The 19,602-nt window shown below is 55.4% G+C and carries 16 protein-coding genes; 2 read left to right on the top strand and 14 right to left on the bottom strand.

Going from position 1 to position 19,602, the window contains the following annotated elements; translation table 11 throughout:
• Window positions 1-25: 25 nt before the first annotated feature.
• The 3 genes from HW273_RS09270 to HW273_RS09280 form a co-directional block, all read right to left on the bottom strand.
• Window positions 26-844, bottom strand: coding sequence for a response regulator transcription factor (locus HW273_RS09270; RefSeq protein ID WP_179011769.1), 819 nt, complete (start codon window positions 842-844; stop codon window positions 26-28).
• A complete protein-coding gene (locus HW273_RS09275; RefSeq protein ID WP_179011771.1) occupies window positions 819-2,333 on the bottom strand; it encodes a sensor histidine kinase in 1,515 nt (504 codons plus the stop codon). Before HW273_RS09275 ends, HW273_RS09270 begins: the two co-directional genes overlap by 26 nt.
• A 135-nt stretch (window positions 2,334-2,468) precedes the next feature.
• A complete protein-coding gene (locus HW273_RS09280; protein WP_179011773.1) occupies window positions 2,469-5,222 on the bottom strand; it encodes a translation factor GTPase family protein in 2,754 nt (917 codons plus the stop codon).
• 180 nt (window positions 5,223-5,402) lie between these two features.
• Here HW273_RS09280 and thrH point away from each other — a divergent pair, with 180 nt between their 5' ends.
• Together thrH and HW273_RS09290 are read left to right on the top strand one after the other, a co-directional pair.
• Window positions 5,403-6,062 carry a bifunctional phosphoserine phosphatase/homoserine phosphotransferase ThrH gene (gene thrH / locus HW273_RS09285; protein ID WP_179011775.1) on the top strand — a complete coding sequence of 220 codons (660 nt, stop codon included), beginning with the start codon at window positions 5,403-5,405 and terminating at the stop codon, window positions 6,060-6,062.
• Window positions 6,059-6,556, top strand: a complete 498-nt coding sequence (locus HW273_RS09290) for a GNAT family N-acetyltransferase (protein WP_179011777.1) — start codon at window positions 6,059-6,061, stop codon at window positions 6,554-6,556. Before thrH ends, HW273_RS09290 begins: the two co-directional genes overlap by 4 nt.
• Before the next feature lie 25 nt (window positions 6,557-6,581).
• Here HW273_RS09290 and HW273_RS09295 read toward each other — a convergent pair whose 3' ends face one another.
• The 11 genes from HW273_RS09295 to HW273_RS09345 form a co-directional block, all read right to left on the bottom strand.
• The gene (locus tag HW273_RS09295; protein WP_179011779.1) at window positions 6,582-8,177 is read right to left on the bottom strand and encodes a cupin domain-containing protein; all 1,596 of its coding nucleotides are present in this window, start codon (window positions 8,175-8,177) and stop codon (window positions 6,582-6,584) included.
• Window positions 8,174-9,448 carry an amidohydrolase family protein gene (locus tag HW273_RS09300; RefSeq protein WP_179011781.1) on the bottom strand — a complete coding sequence of 425 codons (1,275 nt, stop codon included), beginning with the start codon at window positions 9,446-9,448 and terminating at the stop codon, window positions 8,174-8,176. The genes HW273_RS09295 and HW273_RS09300 overlap by 4 nt, the downstream gene beginning before the upstream one ends.
• Before the next feature lie 3 nt (window positions 9,449-9,451).
• Window positions 9,452-10,408, bottom strand: coding sequence for an ABC transporter permease (locus HW273_RS09305; RefSeq protein ID WP_179011783.1), 957 nt, complete (start codon window positions 10,406-10,408; stop codon window positions 9,452-9,454).
• Window positions 10,408-11,556 carry an ABC transporter permease gene (locus tag HW273_RS09310; RefSeq protein WP_179011785.1) on the bottom strand — a complete coding sequence of 383 codons (1,149 nt, stop codon included), beginning with the start codon at window positions 11,554-11,556 and terminating at the stop codon, window positions 10,408-10,410. Before HW273_RS09310 ends, HW273_RS09305 begins: the two co-directional genes overlap by 1 nt.
• Complete coding sequence (locus tag HW273_RS09315; protein ID WP_179011787.1) at window positions 11,543-13,084, bottom strand: ABC transporter ATP-binding protein; 1,542 nt, start codon at window positions 13,082-13,084, stop codon at window positions 11,543-11,545. The genes HW273_RS09310 and HW273_RS09315 overlap by 14 nt, the downstream gene beginning before the upstream one ends.
• 116 nt (window positions 13,085-13,200) lie before the next feature.
• The gene (locus tag HW273_RS09320) at window positions 13,201-14,403 is read right to left on the bottom strand and encodes a BMP family lipoprotein (protein ID WP_179011790.1); all 1,203 of its coding nucleotides are present in this window, start codon (window positions 14,401-14,403) and stop codon (window positions 13,201-13,203) included.
• 81 nt (window positions 14,404-14,484) lie between these two features.
• The gene (gene mtnA / locus HW273_RS09325; RefSeq protein WP_179011792.1) at window positions 14,485-15,597 is read right to left on the bottom strand and encodes an S-methyl-5-thioribose-1-phosphate isomerase; all 1,113 of its coding nucleotides are present in this window, start codon (window positions 15,595-15,597) and stop codon (window positions 14,485-14,487) included.
• On the bottom strand, window positions 15,590-16,450 hold the full coding sequence (locus HW273_RS09330; RefSeq protein WP_179011794.1) for a purine-nucleoside phosphorylase: 861 nt from the start codon (window positions 16,448-16,450) through the stop codon (window positions 15,590-15,592). Before HW273_RS09330 ends, mtnA begins: the two co-directional genes overlap by 8 nt.
• A 42-nt stretch (window positions 16,451-16,492) precedes the next feature.
• Window positions 16,493-17,266 (bottom strand): DeoR/GlpR family DNA-binding transcription regulator, encoded by a 774-nt coding sequence (locus HW273_RS09335; protein WP_179011796.1) that lies wholly within the window; start codon window positions 17,264-17,266, stop codon window positions 16,493-16,495.
• A 75-nt stretch (window positions 17,267-17,341) separates the two neighbouring features.
• Window positions 17,342-18,748 (bottom strand): hypothetical protein, encoded by a 1,407-nt coding sequence (locus HW273_RS09340; RefSeq protein WP_179011798.1) that lies wholly within the window; start codon window positions 18,746-18,748, stop codon window positions 17,342-17,344.
• 296 nt (window positions 18,749-19,044) lie between these two features.
• Window positions 19,045-19,551: a shikimate kinase gene (locus HW273_RS09345; RefSeq protein ID WP_179011801.1), complete on the bottom strand. Its 507-nt coding sequence runs from the start codon at window positions 19,549-19,551 to the stop codon at window positions 19,045-19,047.
• Between the last annotated feature and the right edge of the window lie 51 nt (window positions 19,552-19,602).

The raw sequence follows: 19,602 nt of genomic DNA on the forward strand, positions 1-19,602 counted from the left end.
CTCCCTGTACGAAATGGTAATTTTTTCACATGCGGGTAAGATTTTGCGCTAGCAGCTCCTGCATACGGAACTCCGAGGGGCTCTGTCCGGTCACCCGCTTAAAGACCTTCGCGAAATAATTGCTGTCCGGATAGCCGACTGCTCTGCCGACCTCCCGGATATTGGCATCTGCCCTCCGAAGCTCTGTCTTCGCCCGCCGGATACGGTATTCCGAAAGATAGGTGATGAAGTTCCGTCCGAAGTACTGCTTGAAAAGTCTGCAGAAATACGCCTCGGAATAATGCAGGGCGCCGGCAATGTCCTGTACGGAAAGCTCCTCCCTGTAATGCAGCTCGATGAAATCCTGCATCAGCCGGCGAAGCCGGCTCCGCTCGTCCTCCGTCTCCGGATCCTGTCGTTCCGGCTCCGGGGATTTCTGTTCCCGCGGAATCTCCGGCAGCGGAACCATCTGCCCTCCGGCACGCAAGAGCCGTTCCGTGTAGTCCATGGCGGCATCCATGACGAGCAGGAGCTCCTTCTCGTCGCAGGGCTTCAGCAAATATTCCAGCGCATGGACGGTAACCGCCTTTTTCGCGTAAGAGAACTCGTCATAGGCGGTCAAAAAGATGATGCAGACATCCGGATCGCTCTGCCGGAGCTGCTCCGCCGCCGCGAGTCCTGTGATACCGGGCATCTCAATATCCAGCAGCAGAATCTGAATCCTCTTTTCCGCATAAATCCGAAGCGCTTCCCTGCCGTTCTCCGCCTCGAAGAACTCACATTCTTCCCCGTAACGCGCCTGCAGCTTCTTCCGAAGCGCTTTCCTCTCTATCATTTCATCATCGGCGATCAATACCCGATACATACGCTTCCTCCTTCCGGATCGTAATGACGATGGAGGTTCCGACATTTTCTCTGGAATAGATACGAAACTCGCCCTCCGGGTACAGCCGCTTCACTCTGAGATAAATGTTGCCAAGCCCTATGCCCACCCGCGTCTCAAAGGACGGTCTCTCCTGATCCAGCGCCGAAAACAGCTCCGCCCTCCGCTGCTCACTCATCCCGAGCCCATTGTCCGTGAGAAAGAGCCGAAGCCCTCCCGCCGTACGTCTCACGCGAAGGACGATCCTCCCGCCCTGCTCCTTCCTCGCGATCCCGTGCACGATTGCATTCTCGATCAGCGGCTGCAGCGTGAAGGACGGGATATAGAGATCCCCTGTCTCGGAGGGCAGATATGTCTCATACTGCACCCTGCTGCCGAAGCGCATCTTCTGCAGGTACATATAGTCCTCCGCGACCTGCAGCTCCTGCGATAGCGGGACGATCTGCTCCCGGGTGCTCAGATTGTAGCGGAAGAGGCTCGCCAGAGAGCGGGTCATCCGCTCCGTGCTCTCCGCCCCCTCGAGATCTGCCATCGAGCCGATCATATTCAGCGTATTAAAGAGGAAGTGCGGGTTGATCTGACTCCGGAGAAGCTCCATCCGATTCGCCTCCAGCCGCTTCTCCATCGCCAGATTCTCCATCTGCTCCTTCTGCAGGAGCTCCGTCATCCGATGGTTCTCCTTCAGCGTCCCGATATAGTTCCCCATGGAGTGCTTCATGATATTGAAGGTTTCTACCAGCTCCCCGATTTCATCCTGATTCTCGATCCGGATATCCGGACTGTAGAAATCATTTTCCGTGATGCGCTTCGCCTCCTCGGAGAGCACCTTCACCGGCTCCACCAGCGATTCGCTCATCAGACGGCTGATACTAAGAACGATGATGCCGATCAAAAGCGTCAGATTCAGCAGGAGGAAGGGCAGGCTCCGGAAGAAGGGCAGCTTCCGGACATAGCTCTGCGAGCCCTCCGAAACCGTCGCCTGCAGGAGACGCCTGCCGTAGGTATCCAGATAGTCCTGCATCCGATAAACCTGATAGAGCCTTTCGATATAGCCACTCTGCCCATTCAGCATCCCGAGCAGCTCCTCCCGTGCCGTCTGATAGACCGGATAAGAATTCAGGATCGTCCATGTACGGGAGTAACGCTCCGCGCCGATCACCGCATAGTCATAGGGCAGACGCCCGATCGCCCTGCCTGTCCGCCGCTCCGCCTCGAGAAGCTGCCTCCGCCCCTCCTCCGTGCGCCCCTCCACATACTGCCGGAAGGCACCCTCCTCCGAGCTCATCGCGTCTAAGAATTCCTGACAGCTCAGATTCGCCGCCAGGATATCTCCGTAGCCATGCAGGGAGAAGTTCATCGTCAGAATGCTGAAGCCGACTGCCGCTGTCACCGTGAGTCCCACGAAAAACGCGAAGGTGCGTACCTTCCGGTCAATCGAATACCGCAGCCAGCGCCGCCGAAATATTCCCATCTCTCCCCCCTCCTCTTCCTGCCCCCGATCTCTGATCGGGGGAGCCACGCGGCTTTGAGCGCTTCAGGGCAATCGCAGGCGATTGCTTCCTCCTGCCTGCCCGCCGTCTCACGCCGGATCTCTCCTCATCTGTCCTCAAACAGGCTTCCCGCCCTCCGGTGCGCCGCCCTGCCTGTCCGGCTGCCCCGTCACGTCCTGCCTCGCTTCGGGAATCGAAATGCCGCCCTCCAGACGCTTCCCTGGCACACTTTGCTTCGACAGATGCTCTGTCCGGATCTCCCGCTCTGCTCTCTCCACCTCCCGCTCCAGCTCTTCGGCGGAGAGGAGGACGACATTCTCATTGCCCCAGACAATGACCCGCACGACCCTGTCGCTGGTCGCGACGCGGACGATCCCGCGCGAGGTGCGGGAGAGTGATTGTGTCAGCTCCTCGATGTAATGATCCGCGGTCTGCGCCTCTCTCGTGAACACCACATGGATATTGTGAAAGCGCGTCCTCTCCACAGGATGCCCCTGCACGCGATAGGCATCGAAGACCACGATCAGCTCCATCCCCATATAGCCCTGATAATTGGAGAGGATGTCGAGCAGCCTGCCGCGTGCCGCGTCGAGATTCTGCTCCGCCAGCTCCCGGAGCTCCTGCCACGCGAAGATAATGTTGTACCCGTCCACCAACAGGTAATCCCTATGCTTTGCTCTGCCGTCCCTGTCCCGGAACGATCGTTCCCGGCGCTCCTCCTGCGCTCTCCGAAGATTCTCCTCCCGCTCCCGGGCATATACCGTCCGCGCGTCCGAGGCGCTGACAAGCGCTGCCCGATTTCGGATCTCGCCGTAGGTTCGCACGAAGATACGCTCCAGCTCCCGATCCCCGATATAATAGCCGGACTCCGTATACGCCGTATCCTCCTGCCGCTTCTCCCGCCGCAGCTCCTCCCGGAGGCTTACGCCCCGCGCGGCGAGCGCCTGCTGCTCCTCATAGGCAGAGAAAACCTGCGCATACTCTTCCACCTCATCATAGGGGACGAGGAAGCCCGCGCCATGGGCACAGAATACGGAGGAGCATGGGTTCTCCGTATCCGCGTCCGGATCATACTGCGCGGCAGCTATTACCTCCTCCGAATTGTGGCAGCTCTCATAGCCGGAAAATTCGAGCCGGAGTCGTCCCCTTCCCCTCGTGCAGATCCTCAGCTCCTTCGCATAATCCCGCATGGTCGCGACCGGCGCCGTGCCGTGGAGCACCGCCCACTCCGCCGTGCCCTCCGGCGGCTCGAAGCATCCCGCCCGGTTCGTAATGTCCGTCATTGCCCTGCCGAGCTGCTCCGCGGGAAGCTCCAGCGTGAAGCGGTAGCAGGGCTCCAGCAGCAGGCTCTGCGCTCTTCGGAGCCCCTGCCGCACCGCGCGCATGCTCGCCTCGCGGAAATCCCCGCCCTCGGTATGCCTAAGATGCGCCCTGCCGGCGAGCAGCGTCAGCCGCATATCCGTAATCGGTGCGCCAGTCAGGACACCGCGGTGCTCCTTTTCCCGAAGCTCCTTCAATATCTGCCGCTGCCAGCTCTGTCCCAGCAGCTCCGGCGGACAGTTCGATACGATCTGCAGACCGGCATTCCGCGGCAGCGGCTCCAGCAGGACATGCACCTCCGCATAGTGTCGAAGCGGCTCGAAATGTCCGATCCCCACTGCCGGCGCTGCGACCGTCTCACGATAGAGGATGCGCCCGCTGCCGAAGCGGATCCGGACGCCGAGGCGATCCGCGGCGATCCGCCGGAGCACCTCCGTCTGCACCTCCCCCATCAGCTCGGCATGGATCTCCCGAAGCGCCGTATCGAAATGGAGATGCAGCTCCGGAAACTCATCCGCAAGACCGGAGAGTAAACGGTAGAGTCTCTGCTCATCAACCGTCTCTCCCTCCTCCGGAAGCACCCGGTAATCCAGTACCGGGCGGAGCGCCGCCTCCTCTGCCGCCGCTTCCTCTCCGAAGCCGTCCCCGGCCCGCAGACTGCTGATGCCGAGCACCGCGGCGACCTGCCCCGCCGAAATCTGCATCGCCTCCTCGAAACGCTCTCCGCTGTAGATCCGGATCTGCGTGACCTTCTCCCCTGAAACGAGCTCCTCTCTGTTCCGAAGCATCCCGCCGGTCAGCCGGAGAAAGGTGAGCCGCTGCCCATTCTCGCCCCTGCCGATCTTGTAGACCCGCCCGGAAAGGCTTTCCCTCTCCTCGCCTGCGATGCAGAGCGCGTCCATTTCCCGGAGGAAGCGCTCGACCCCGATATCCCGAAGCGCCGAGCCGAAGAAGACCGGAAAGAATTTCCGCTTGTGAAACAGCCTTCGCCGGGTTTCCTGCCCGATTTCCCCTGTTTCGAGATAGCGCTCCATCACCGCCTCTTCGCAGAGCGCAAGACTCTCCAGCATTTCCGGGGAGCCGTCATAGGCGACTGCGCTGCCGCTCAGCCTCCCACGGAGCATTGCCATCAGCTGTGCTTCCTCTGCGCCCGGCTGATCCATCTTGTTCACGAAGAGCAGCGTCGGAATCCGACGGCGCCGGAGCAGCTGCCACAGCGTCTCCGTGTGCCCCTGCACGCCGTCTGCAGCGCTCACGACAAGGATCGCGTAGTCCAGCACTGAGAGCGTCCGCTCCATCTCCGCGGAAAAGTCCACGTGGCCCGGCGTATCCAGCAGCGTGTACTGCCGCTCTCCCCGTGTAAATACCGCCTGCTTCGAGAAAATCGTGATGCCCCGCTCCCTCTCCATGGCATCCGTATCGAGATAGGCATCGCCGTGGTCCACCCTGCCCTGCTTTCGTATCCTGCCGCTGTGAAAAAGCATTGCCTCCGCCAATGTCGTCTTGCCGGCATCCACATGCGCCAGAATTCCGATCACGATCTGTTCCATCTTATCTTCCCATTCTTTTTATTTATATCATAAAATTATTTTATCATTTTATCAAAAGCTTATTGATTTCCTTATAAACGGATGCTTCGCTTCCGTGATAGAATAGCTTTCATATTGAGACCTGAGACCATCAGGCTTTATTTATTATACCACGCAATCAGAGAAAAAAAGGGAGACATTATGAAGCTTTGCTGTTTAGACTTGGAAGGGGTGCTGGTTCCGGAAATCTGGATCGCGTTCGCGGACGCGAGCGGCATCCCGGCACTCAGGCGAACGACACGGGAGGAGCCGGATTACGACCGCCTGATGAAATGGAGGCTCTCTGTGCTGCGGGAGCACGGACTGGGGCTCCGGGAAATACAGGAGGTCATCGCGGGGATTGCACCGCTGCCGGGCGCAAGGGATTTCCTCGACGCGCTCCGCGCCCTTTCTCAGGTCGTCATCCTCTCGGACACCTTCGAAGCGTTCGCCAGCCCTCTGATGCGGAAGCTCGGTATGCCGACGATCCTCTGCAATTCGCTCGTCGTCTCGGAGAGCGGGGAGATCCTCGACTACAGGATGCGCTGTGAGGACTCGAAGCGCTCCACCGTACGGGCGCTGCAGTCCGTCGGCTGCGAGACGATCGCCGCCGGTGATTCCTACAACGACCTCGGCATGATACAGGAGAGCAGGGCAGGCTTCCTCTTCCGGAGCCCCGAGCACATCCGGACGGCGCATCCGGAGATCCCTGCCTGCGAGGACTTCCCGGAGCTGCTCGCCCTGTTCCGCACAGCTCTTGGCACAAACAGCAGTACCGGACACAGGAAAATCGGTACAGAAGGGAAGGAGAGCGCACGATGAGGATTCGAAACGCAGCACTTGGTGATCTTGACCGCATTATGCAGATCTATGCGCATGCGAGACAATTTATGACGGAGCAGGGAAATCCACGGCAATGGGCGCAGCGGAGCTGGCCGCCGGAGGAGCTGATCCGAAACGACATTGAGAGCGGACGCTGCTATGTCTGCGTGGATGAGGCGGATCTCCCGCATGCCGTCTTCTATTACGATCAGGGCTCCCACATCGAGCCGAGCTATGACGAGATCACAGATGGCGGCTGGATCGGAGCGGAGCACTACGGCGTGGTACACCGCATCGCGACAGACGGCAGCCGGAGAGGACTCGGCGCCTTCTGTCTGAACTGGGCGTTCTCCCGCGCAGGACATCTGCGGATCGATACCCATCCGGACAACCATCCCATGCAGGGTCTGCTCCAAAAGCTCGGCTTCCGCTACTGCGGGATCATCCATATCGAAGAAGAAGGAGATCCGCGATATGCCTATGAGAAGCTCTGAGGGCAGACCCAAGCCATGCCATGCTTTATGATAATCGATTCAGAAGGTCTAGGATTTCCGTTTTGTCCGAATACTTTTTCAGAATTTCCTCCCGCTCTACAGGTGAGAAGCACTCCGGTACAAAGCCGGGCGACACCGTACAGCTATAAAGCGCATACTCACCTCCGGGACATAGAGAGCCTCCCTGTATCACATTGGGTGGAACCGTATACTGCAGAAGCTGCCCGGATTGCAGCTCCGGTCCCAGCACTACTGTCCTTGTGGAGCCGTCCTCATAAAGAAGACAAAGTGAAATCGGGTCTCCCTCCAAAAAGGTCCAGATTTCTTCATGGCACAGACGATGAAACCTTGAAAAGCTATCCGGCTCACGGCAATACAGCCCGTACATGGTAGAAACCCTCCGTTTTCCCGTCTGATCCGTTTCCGGGGAATGATAGCATTCCGAAAATAATGTATGCTCCGGAAGCAGCCACTCCATCGCGAAGTGCCGGATCAGAAATTCCTTTCTCTTTCGCTTCCGTCCCGTCTCCCCTTCCTGTCCGCGCCATTCTGATCGAAGTGAGCAAGGTACACTTCTCTTCTCCATCGCACTCTCATACACAGCTCCGCATAGCTTCACATTCTCCCATGCGTCCTTCACTGTCGCCATAAGAGAAGTCCGCTGCTCCGACAATGCGGCATAGAAATCCGCAATCATCTTCTGAAATACATCCGCGTACCCCAGCTGCATCCCCATATCACGCTCGCAGGAGCTCCCTTTTTCACCGGAAAACCGCAGCACATCCGCCCTCTGATTGTCCCAGCTCATCCGTCCCTTCTGACAGATCAGATGAAGCCTTACATGATTCTGTTCTCCGGCACTGATCTCAGAGAGCGCCAGCGAGACATTCGCGCCGCTTTGCAGTACCAGTTGAATCGCCGCAGTATCTTCATTTTTCACAGGAAAACTGCAGGTATCCTCTCCTGCCTCCTCCAGCAGCATCCCCTGACGATTCCGATACAGCAGATCCCTTCTGTTTTGAAAGAGCGCGCTGACCTCCGCCACAGACTCCTGACAGATATACTGCACCAGATCGAAGACATGCGAGCCGATTTCAGATACCGCCCGAAGTGCATTCCCTCCCTCCATGTCAAATCTCCAGGAAAAGGGAACGGGAGGAATATGAAATTCCTGCTCATAGCTCCCATAAAGCAGCACTGCTTTTCCCAAACGCCCGCTCTTTAGGATTTTCTGCATCTCAGCAAGCGCAGGATAAAAACGGTTGTGAAAGCAAACGCCAAACGGCGTCCCATATTCCCTGACCAGCATGTACAGCCGCTTCGCTTCTGTGACATCCAGTGTCAGAGGCTTTTCACAGATCACAGGGATCCTGTGCTCCACAAAATACCGGCACAATTCAAAATGCGTGGAAGGCGGCGTGCATATATGGACACAGTCCATACATGCCACCGGAATCTCCCGATAATCTGTATATCTCTTCGGAATCCCCCATGTGTCAGCAAATCTTTCCGTATTCTCTGCCGCTGTCCCGCAGACTGCGCTCAGTCTGTGCCCGGAGGCCAGCACCGCGCGCGCATGCACGCCGGCAATAAAGCCGCTTCCTATTATCACTGCATTCATTTTTTTATTCTCGCAATCCGCCGATTCGCTTCCCTGTAAATCCGCTCCGGCTCTTCTCCGATATCAAATCGGCCATTTTCATAAAGGATCCTGCCATGTATCATAGTAAGCATCACATTTTGCTTGCTGCCGCTGTATACAATATTTTTCACAATGCTGTTCAGAGGCTGCATATTCGGCTGCTGCAAGTCCAGAACGATAAGATCTGCAAGCTTTCCGGGTGCTAAGCAGTCGCAGTCCGGCAGTCCCATGCAGCGGGCACCATTCACGCATGCCATCTGCAGAACCTCCTCTGCCGGCACCGCAGCCGCATCCCTCTCCCGAAGCTTTGCCAATCCTGTCAACAGGAACATCTCCCGGAACATATCCAAACAATTGTTGCTGGCAGGGCCGTCCGTACCGATCGCCATCGGGATGCCCATACGCAGGATCTCTGCTGTCCTGGGCACTCCGCTGGCCAGCTTGGTATTGGAGCCCGGATTGCTTACGACCGTCATGCCGTGTCTCCGGAAGACCTCCAGATCCGCATCCGTCATATACACGCAATGATAGCCTCCGCCGCCGTACTCCAGCATCCCAAGCGCCTCCATCAGTCCTGTAGGCGTCATCCCGCAGCGCGCGATGCATCCCTCCACCTCTGCCTTCGTTTCAGAATTATGGGTAAATACCGGCGCCTGCAGCTCTCTGGAGAGTGCGGCGATGCCCTCCATAAGCTCCCGCGAGGTCGTATACTCTGCATGGAACCCCAGCTGATAGCGGATCAACGGATGAAATGCATTGAATTTCAGATAGTTTTCCCGAAGCTCCTCCAAAGAAGAATTGAAATTGTTCAAGCCGGAAACCATAACCGTCCGGAAGCCGGTATCCACAGAAGCCCTGGCCATCTCCTCCGGATGAAAATACATATCAAATGCCGCTGTCACGCCTGAGGTCAGATATTCCATCATCGCAAGCCGGGAAAACCAATAGATATCCTCTCCGCTGAGCCTCGCCTCCATAGGGAACACCTGCTTCTGCAGCCACTCCTGGAGAGGGAGGTCATCTGCGAAGGAACGCAGAAAGGTCATCGCAGAATGCGTGTGAGCGTTCTTGAAGCCGGGCAGAAGCAGATTGCCTCTCAGATCCACTTCCCGATCAAAGCGCGGACACGCCTCCTGTACCTCCGGTCCCAGATAAGTAATTTGCTCATTGTCCGTCCACAGCTCCCCGGTTTCCGGCTCCATATTGCCATTCATGCTCAGAATACGGGCATGATAAAAACGAATTCTCATACATTACCTCTTTCCCTTATCATAAATCTCTCCCAAAGCCCTGGGGGCCCGGTTCCAGCCGGAGAAGAAAACCAGAAGCAGTAACGTCAATACATAGGGAAGCGTCATTGCCAGATCCGCGAAGCTGCTGGGCATCTGCATTTTTTGCACCAGATAATAACCGCCTGACCGGGCGAAGCCAAACAGCAGACAGGAGCCCAGTGTAGGGAGAATGTTCCAGTTTCCGAAGATCATCGCGGCAATCGCCAGATACCCATATCCCATGAAAATGCTTGCAGAAAAGTTTCCGGAAATAGAATAGGCAAAGCAGATACCGGCAAGACCGGACAAGGCACCGGACAGCATGACTGCTATCGTCCTGACGCCCCCCACATTTACTCCCGCTGCATCTACCGCATGAGGGTTGTCACCGCAGGCACGAAGATTCATCCCGTATCGGGTCTGATACAGAACGTACCAGCATACGATCGCTGCCGCAAATATAATGATTTCAAAGGGGTAAAGCTCCTTGAAAAATGCACCAAGCACAGGCATCGCAGAAAGCAGCGGAATCGAAAGGCGCATGGATACGCCCAGCACAAACTTATCGGAAGCTGCTCCAAAAAGCCCCCTGTTAAGCGCCTTCGTCAGATAAGCCGTCAGAGACATCGCCAGAATATTCAGCACTACGCCGCTGATCACCTGATTCGCCTTCATCCGGATGGACAGCAGCGCATGCAGCAGGGAATACAGCGCCCCTCCCAGAACTGCAAACAGAAGTGCAGCGCAGAACTGCATCCCGCTGCCGATGCCTGCATTCATCAGAAGAACTGCTGCCAATGCGCCGGTAAACGCACCCATTCCCTGAAATCCCTCCAGCGCAAGGTTTGTCACGCCGCTCTTTTCACTGTAAATCCCTCCCACAGCCATGATAAACAGCGGAAGGGAAAAGGACAGCCCGTCAATGATGATTCGTTCCATCAGCGTTCTCCCCCCTTCCTTTCCTCTTTCAGCTCCAGCTTGGCGCGATTTACATAAAATCGAATATATGCATTGCAGGCAGAAAACAACAGGATCATCCCCGTGATCACAGACGCGATCTCCGATTCCAGACCTGACGCAGAATTCATATAGGTACTCCCCTTCCCCAGAATGGTGATGAAAAAGGAAAAGAAGAGGATGCCTATGGGATTGCTGTCCGCGAGAAGCGCGACAGCAATAGAGTCAAACCCGGTTCCCGGCAGCACTCTGGGCTGAATGGAGCCGAAATAGCCCAGATAATAGCTCACTCCCGCAAGCCCTGCCAGCGCTCCGGAAACCGCCATGGCCATCAACAGATTCTTTCCCACATTGATTCCGGCATAGCGGGCTGCATTCCTGCTGAAGCCCACGCTCTTTATCTCGAAGCCAAAGCATGTTCGCTCCAACAGAAACCGGATCAAAAATGCAGCGGCAATCGCCAGCAGAATTCCCAGCGGAATATCCATTTTCAGATTTCCTACCGGCGTATCCATCAGCGTCAGTCTGGCAGACGGCGAAACAGGACGGGACTGACGGGAAACAGGATTAACATAGTAGGTATTGATAAAAAAGCTGATGACATATTGAGCAATATAGTTGATCATAATCGTGGATACCACTTCATTGATATTAAAGCGATACTTCAAAAAGCCCACGAATGCTCCCAACAGCATTCCGGTCAGGATTCCGCAGAGGATCACCAAAGGTCTGGCAACAGCCGCCGGCAGCGCACTGTAACCCACAAACAGCGTCGCAACGAAGCCCGCCGTCAGCATCTGCCCGGCTACCCCGATATTAAACAGCCCCGCATGAAGCGCTACCGCTACAGACAGTGACGCGAACAGCATCGGCGTCCAGGCATTGAGGAAGCTGGTGAAATCTGTCAGCATGCTTTTGTAGCCCGCATAGCTTTCCTTTGGCAGAAGTCCGGAGCCCTGCAGCAGGTTCATATAGGCAAGGAACGGATTTTTGCCCTGCAGCAGAACGATCAGTGCCCCCGCAAACAGGCTGAGCAGCACTGCAAACACCGGGATCGCAGCCCCCTGTGTACGATCCTGCCCCAACAGCCGAACCAGCAGGCGTTTTCCTGTATCTCTACCCTTTCTCATCCGTCCTTACCCCCATCATAAATTCTCCCACCTGATTGGTTGTCAGCGCCTTCGCCTCTGCAATCGTCTGCATTTCCCCATTATAGATTACCCCGATGGTATCCGCACAGTTCATGATTTCATCCAGCTCCAGTGAAATCAGGAGAATCGCCTTTCCCGCATTCCGTTCCTGTATGATCTGTCTGTGAATATTTTCTATTGCGCCGATATCCAGGCCCCGTGTAGGCTGCACAAAAATCAGCAGCGCTGAATCCAGCGCGATCTCTCTTCCGATGATTGCCTTCTGCTGATTCCCTCCGCTCATGGAGCGTACGATCGTACGTCCGCCCTCAGCACTTCGGATATCATACTCCCTGATCAGCCGCTCTCCATACTCCGTAATCGCTCTCTGCCTCAGAACCCCATGCCGCGAAAAGCCGGGAAGGTCATAGGTTTTCAGCACCAGATTATTCTCCAAAGAAAAATCCATTACCAGCCCAAACTCCTGTCGGTCCTCCGGGATATAAGAAATCCCCGCTCTGCTTCTCTTCCGGATCGTTTCCCGGCTGATCTCCCTGCCCTGCAGCAGGATCTGTCCGCCGGCGATCTTTTCCAGTCCCGCAATGGCATCTGCAATTTCGATCTGTCCATTTCCTGCCACACCTGCAATGGCGAAAATCTCTCCGCTTCGGACAGAAAATGATACATTTTTTACTACCGAAAACCCATCCCGGTTTTTCACAGTAAGATTCCGCAGCTCCAGCACCGTTTCTCCGAATTCCCTGTCCGGCTTCTTCACCTCGAAGGAAACCTCTCGTCCCACCATGAGATTCGCCATCCTTCTCGTAGAGGTCTCCGCAACATCCAGAACGTCAATGAGGCGCCCCCGATTCAGAATGGCACATCGATCCGCCACCTGCTTGATTTCCTCCAGCTTATGCGTGATCAGAATAATGGTTTTCCCCTTTTCCCTGAGTCCCTGTATGATTTCCAGGAGAAAGCGGATTTCCTGCGGTGTCAGTACCGCAGTGGGCTCATCAAAAATCAGAATCTCCGCTTCCCGGTACAGCATCTTCAGGATCTCCACACGCTGCTGTACCGAAACCCCAACATTCTCGATCCGGTCTGTCGGATTGACCTCCAGTCCGTATTTCGCAGAAAGTGCCGCCACCCGCCTGTCAGCTTTCTTCAGATCCACAAAAGGCAGGATTCCCAGCCGTCTGTCCTCACAGGGCAGGCCGAGGATGATATTCTCCGTAATGGTATAATTCTGCACCAGCTTGAAGTGCTGATGCACCATCCCGATATTCAGTCCGGCCGCATAGCTTGGAGATGTAATTCGCTCTCGTTTCCCGCGAATCCAGATCTCGCCCGCATCCGGCTCGTACATACCAAACAGCATGCTCATGAGCGTAGACTTCCCCGCGCCATTTTCACCCAGCAGTGCAAAGATCTCTCCCTTCCGGATGCGAAGCGTCACATCGTCATTGGCGACGATCCCCGGAAACCGCTTGGTGATATGCTTCATTTCAACAATATATTCGGACATGCTTTTCCTCTCCAGCCCCCATCTTTCCGTAAGCCCTTTGCCGATAGGACAGCTGCCCGGTACGAGTCTCCTCCATACCGGGCAGCCCTTCCGACAGCCTTTATCCCGCTTTCCGCTTATTTCAGACCTGTGAAATTGTCCGGCGTCATCTGATTGAAATTCGCTGCCGGCACGATTTCTCCACTCTGTACCTTTTTATAGCACTCCTCCAGCTTTTGGAGCGTCTCCGGAGACAGCTGCTGCCGACCCTCTGCACTCACATATCCCGTGGAATCCGTATCTGCGCCCAGAAGCGCATTTTCTCCGTGAAAGCTGCCGGCCGCAACCGCTTCCAGCTGCTTTTCTACATTGGAATGCATGACCTTGAGTACGGAGGTCAGGATAATATTGGCATCACCATTTGCGCCATCGTCATACTGATCCACATCACAGCCGATGACCTTCGCGTTTGCAGCCTCCTTCACCGCGGTAAATACGCCGTTTCCGGAGCCTCCGGCCGCCACGAAAAGGATGTCGCAGCCCTTATCCAGAAGTGCCTTCCCCACGACCTTTCCACTCGCTTCATCAGAAAAGCTGCCGATATAATTGCCGCCGACATTCGCATTGGTCACATCCGTTCCCGCATAGGAGGGAATCTCCACACATTCTGCACCTGCACTGTATTTCGCATTGGCATAGTTTACGCCGGATTCAAAGCCGTACTGGTAATTCACATTGGACGGATAGGCAATCCCGTTCACGACCGCCACCTTCTTGCTCTCTGACTCCAATGCTGCCGCCACACCTGCAAAGAAGCCGCTTTCCTGCTCCTTAAACTGCATGGCATACACATTGTCACAGCTTACCTCATTCCCCTCGGCATCCGCAGGATAGGAATCCACCAGGATGAACTTCGTATCCGGATTGTCCACGGCGATGCCGCCGATCCCTGCGAACTGGAATCCGCAGCATACAATGACGTCATAATCCGCCACAATATCCGCAACTGCCTGAATTGCTGCCGCCGTATCCCCGCTCTCCTCACGAACCGGCGTAGCTGTCGCATCCGGATGCTTTTTGAGAAAAGCCTGAATGCCATTATAATTATCCTGATTGAAGCTCCCGTCATCCACACCGGAAGGACTCGTGACAATGGCGATCCTCAATCCGCTTTGGGCATCTCCCGTCTGCATGCCTTCTGCAGAACCTCCTGTCGAGGTCTCCATGCTGCCTGCTGTCCCCGCTGCCGTCGTCGCTGCTGTTTGTGCGGAAGCTCCGCAGCCGCTCAGAAGCGATGCCGTCAGCACAATACCCGTGAGTGCTTTCCATAATTTTTTCATACTCCATACCTCTCTTTTCTTTCCTTTTTCACTGACCCGTAAAAGGGTCAGAAGCTTCTTTTTTCATCCGATCGGCTCCGCCTATCGCCCGGCTCCTGCTCTTTCCGGAAATGCCTCTGCCAGCGATGATTCGAATGGCGCTCTCAGGATGCCCCGCTCTGTAATGATCGCGGAAATCAGTGTATGATCCGTGACATCGAATGCGGGATTATAGCATTTCACAGACTCTGGAGCCATCGGACGCGCATAGAACTTGCTTTTGATTTCATCCGGATTTCTCTGCTCTATTTCTATGTCCTCCCCCGTTTTGCACTGAAAATCAATGGTTGAGCTGGGTCCCAGCACATAAAACGGAATCCCATAGTGCTTCGCCAGAATCGCCACCCCGCTGGTGCCGATCTTGTTGGCAGTATCCCCATTGGCAGCGATCCGGTCGCAGCCCACCATGCATGCCTGCACCCATCCGTTCTTCATTACAATACTCGCCATATTGTCACAGATCAGTGTCACATCAATCCCCGCCTGCTCCAGCTCATAGGAGGTCAGCCTCGCACCCTGCAATAAGGGTCTTGTCTCATCCGAAAAAACATGGAAGTGCATGCCCCGTTCTTTCCCGAGAAAAAGAGGTCCCAGTGCAGTTCCATACCTTGAGGTGGCAAGCGGCCCTGCATTGCAATGTGTCAGGATGCCGTCTCCCTCTCTGAGCAGAGAAACCCCGTATTCCGAGATTGCCCTGCACATAGCGGCATCCTCCGCCTGAATCCTGCGGCCCTCCTGTCTCAGCATTTCTGTCAGCTCTGCCGGAGTATGAGAAAGATTCTCCTCTACCAGCCTTTCCATACGGTGCAGAGCCCAGCTCAGATTCACGGCTGTCGGCCTCGAGGCGTTCAGATATGCAGCGTGCTCTTTACACTTTTCATAAAACTGCAGACCGTTTTCCGCCCGAATCCGTTTGGACAGAATATACATACCATAGGCAGCGCAGATCCCGATCGCCGGTGCCCCCCGTACTTTCAGCTCAAAAATCGCATCGTACAGCTCCTCTGCCGTTTTCAGCTCCAAATATTCCGTTTTCCCCGGAAGCTTTGTCTGATCTATGATCACCACAGCCGTCTCTTCTTCATTCAGCCTGACATTCTCAATCCCGGAAAGCAGCTCGCTGACTGCCTCCTCAGATAAATTTTCCCTATCCATCTCTCTTCTCCTCTCCCGGATGTACCGACGTCCCTATCCTGCTGATCAATGCAGTTACGAGCCTGCGGAACTGCGGCGCTACCCTCGCCGCCGTGATCCTTACATCCTCATCGCGCAGCGTCTCCGGGGACAATCCTGCTCCCAGATTGGAAATACAGGAAATCCCGCAGATCTTCATACCCATATGTCTGGCTGCCACCGCTTCACAGGCTGTACTCATGCCTACGGCGTCAGCCCCCAGCACACGGCACATGCGAACCTCCGCCGGTGTTTCGAAATTCGGACCGCTGGTCTGGATATAAACACCCTCCCGAAGCGGGATTCCCAGCTCTCTCGCAATCCTTTTCACGCTTTCCCGCAGTTCCCGACTGTAAATCTCTGACATATCCGGAAATCTGCAGCCCAGCGCCTCCTCATTTTGTCCGATCAGCGGAGATGGGACAAAATTCATGATATGATCTGTGATCAGCATGAAATCTCCCGCCTGGAATTCCGGGTTTACAGATCCGGAGGCATTGGTCAGAAAGAGGAGATCCGCTCCCATCCTGTGCATCAGCCGGATCGGCAGTACCACATCCTCCATGGAATAGCCCTCATAATAATGTATTCTTCCCTGCATCATGACGACCGGCACTGTCCCGATATGCCCGAACACAAATCTTCCTCGATGCCCGCTGACAGTAGACACGGGAAAATCCGCAATGTCACGGTATTCCAGCGTGGCATCTACCTGTATATGCTCTGCATACTCTCCCAATCCCGAGCCCAGCACAAGCGCTGCCTTCGGGCGGAAAGGGATCCTTCCCTCTATGCTTTCAAAGCATCTTTTCAGCCGTTCATAGCTCCTCGTCATACTGCCTCCCTCCTGTCTCTCATGCCCATAGCTATCTCCTCCCTACGCGCGCATGACCTCCGCTTCGTTTTCCAGCAGCTTTTCATAAAGCGCCTGATCCTTCGCCTCCACTGATCCATCGGAAACCAGACAGTCCACATCCCCCAGCTCTCCGATGACATAAGGGCCATTCCTGCCAATCTTCGTCATGTCCGCCATCAGAACACGTCTGCTCGCCCGTTCAATGACGGCTCTCCGGATCTCCGCGCTTCCCGGCGCAGAATCCGTCATTCCCGCCTCCAGACTGATTCCCGCTCCACTGAGAAAGGCAGTCTGAATATAATATTGCCTGAGCTGCATGATCACGGAGCTGCCCTCAAATGCGCCGTACGCCCGATCAAATTCTCCTCCCAGCAGCACCAGCCGAATCTGCGGAGCAGCTTCCAGTATTTTCACTACCTCCAGCGAATTCGTAATGACAATCAGTCTCTTTCTGCTCTCTGCCAGCGCCCTCGCGAGACTGGCTGCTGTTGTGCTGGCATCCAGGAAAACCGGCTCCTGCTCCCGCACGAGCTTCAGGCACTGTCTTCCGATCCTGTCCTTTTCCGCGCGCAGGATCCTGCTGCGCACCGCATAGGGCGTTTCATTTCCGAACCCATCATTCAGGTATGCACCACCATGCACCCGGTGCAGCTTCCCTTGATTTTCCAGCTTTTCCAGATCCTTTCTGACGGTTTCCTCCGTAACCTGCATTTCATGGCTGAGCTCTGTAACCACTACTACCTTGTCCCTCTGCAGTGCCGTCATAATATGCTCCGCCCGCTCTATCGCATGCATAGACCGCTACTCTCCCCCTGATGTCCTTCTGTTTCGCCCTGTGTTCAATATATGCTTCCATCAGGCAGCATGGCCCTACTGGTAATCCTGTCCGGACAGGTAATTGTAAAACGCGGTATTGACATATCGCTTCTCTGCCTCTGCCGATATCCCGTCCGACAGCGCCGAGAGCTGACGAAGCACCGCATCCTTTTTCTCCTCTGTCGTAAAGGGATGGATGGAATACTGTCCATTTTTCATGACGCAGTCGTAAATAAGGTGATAATCCTCTGGCGGCATATCCTCCCTGGTCGTGCTGTACAAAGGCTGCCACCAGGAGCCGTAAATCAACCCCTTCATATCGGCATTGTCAGAATTTTTCTTTGCAAATTCCTTGATTACCCTGTCAAAGGCCAGCATCTCCTCTTTCTCCGCAAACTCCAGCTTCAGATCATATTCCACTGCATAAACCAAATAGAGCGCATCACTGAATTTCTTCACCTCATAGGTCGGCGTAGCTTCCGGCGCAGGTCCCCACTCCGGCAGGTATTGATAAATACTCACCTTAGGCTCCAGCTGGATTCTGGCATTGATGTTCTCACTGTCCAGGAGCCCGATCAGCTGGTGTGCGTGAAGAATATCCGAATGTCCATACTGCAGGGTAAGTTCCGGCAAAAACTTAGCATCATAGGAAGCACATTTCAGACCATAGCCGGTAGTGATTTTCTGCTCCACGGCCTTTCTCCCTATCTCTGAAAGCACCGGATCCTCAAACAATTGGAAGGAATTCCAGGATTTCTCCAGCTTCCCGAAAATATCCGGATCACTGGCCAGCCCCAGATAGTTTCTTCCGGCCCCCAGCGCATCCGCCACCCTCATCAGGAGTCCGCCTGCCGAAGGGGCATCCATGCTGCTCCTCTGTACCGCCAGCACAGCCTGCTCCGGCGTGATCAGATCCACATCCGCTGCACAGGCAATCCGGGATAAAACGTTTCCCTCAGCCTCCACGCCATACTGCCGCAGACGCTCCTCTGCCTTCTCGTCATCATATGTCAGCGCCAGCTCCTCATATCCCGCTGCCGAGACCGCCATAGAGACCGCGCTGTCCCAATTCAGCTCTCCCTCCGCAATGACATCTTTTCCTGAAATCTTCTTCAGTGCCTCTGAAAATGCCGCTGTATCGGGATGCTCAGGAAGCACAATATCAAAATAGTGCTTCAAATATGCCGCTGTCTTCTCCGGCGTTTCCCGAAATTTCTGTTCTCCCCGCAGCTTCGCCGCATCCTCCGCTGCCGCCCCCCGCTCTCCATGGGAAGGCAGCGTCTCCATCGCTTCCGTCTCTGCTTTCCCGTCCGCCCCCTGCTTTCCGGATTCGGATACGGCTTCCGTCACACCTTCCGGCTGTACCGCTGTCGTCTGCTGCATGCTCCTGCTGCCGCACCCCGCCGTGCCTACAAGCATCACAATGGATAATGCCGCGGATATCAAACGCTTCCTTCTCATCTTCACCTCCATTTTATCTTATTTTTCTCGCACTTTCACAGCTTTTTCGTCATTTTGCCGTGTCTGTCACTGTGATTATACCCAATATTCGTCTTTTATCAATGTATTTTTGGCTTTTGTTTTGATTTTTTTTGTTTCTATTTTTAAATTCAGGCAAAAAAATAACTCCGCACTGTATCGACGCATACGAAGTTATTCCAAACGAACTCTCAAAACCAAACGTCCATGCCCTGCTTCGCAGGGCTCCGCCAAATATATAAATCCCGACGGGCTGCTTCAGAGCCTTCCGGCAGCACCTACCGCTTCCGCTTCACTATATCATAAAGCTGCTCCACCACCTGATCGGCACTCAGCCCTTCCTCTGGAATGCGGAGATCCGCATAACGCTCGTAGAGCTTCCGCCGTTCCTCATACAGGTCCCTTAGCGTATAGCCCTCCGGCAGCACCACGCCCCTGCTTTTCAGGTCTCCGACCCGCTTCTCCAGCTCCTCATAGCTGATATCGAGGTATATGACCCGCGAGATCGAACGAAGATGCGCCATCGCCCAGTCCTCATAGCAGATCGAGCCGCCGGGGGCAATAATCGTATTCTCCGGATGCAGCGTACATGCCGTGTCTCCCTCCAGCTTCAGGAAGCCCTCCTGTCCTCTTTCCGCGATCAGCTCCCTGAGAAGCCTGCCGCTCCTTTCCTGAATCAGGATGTCCAGATCCAGAAAGCTCATGCCGAGCCGCTTCGCGAGCAGCACGCCGATCATGCTCTTGCCGCTGGACGGCATTCCAATCATCGTAATATTCCGCATCATTCTTCCCTTCTATCCGCGCAGGCTCTCTGCAACGGCTCCGCCAAGCAGAGC

The sequence above is a fragment of the Oribacterium sp. oral taxon 102 genome, from assembly GCF_013394775.1.
Lineage (GTDB): Bacteria > Bacillota > Clostridia > Lachnospirales > Lachnospiraceae > Oribacterium.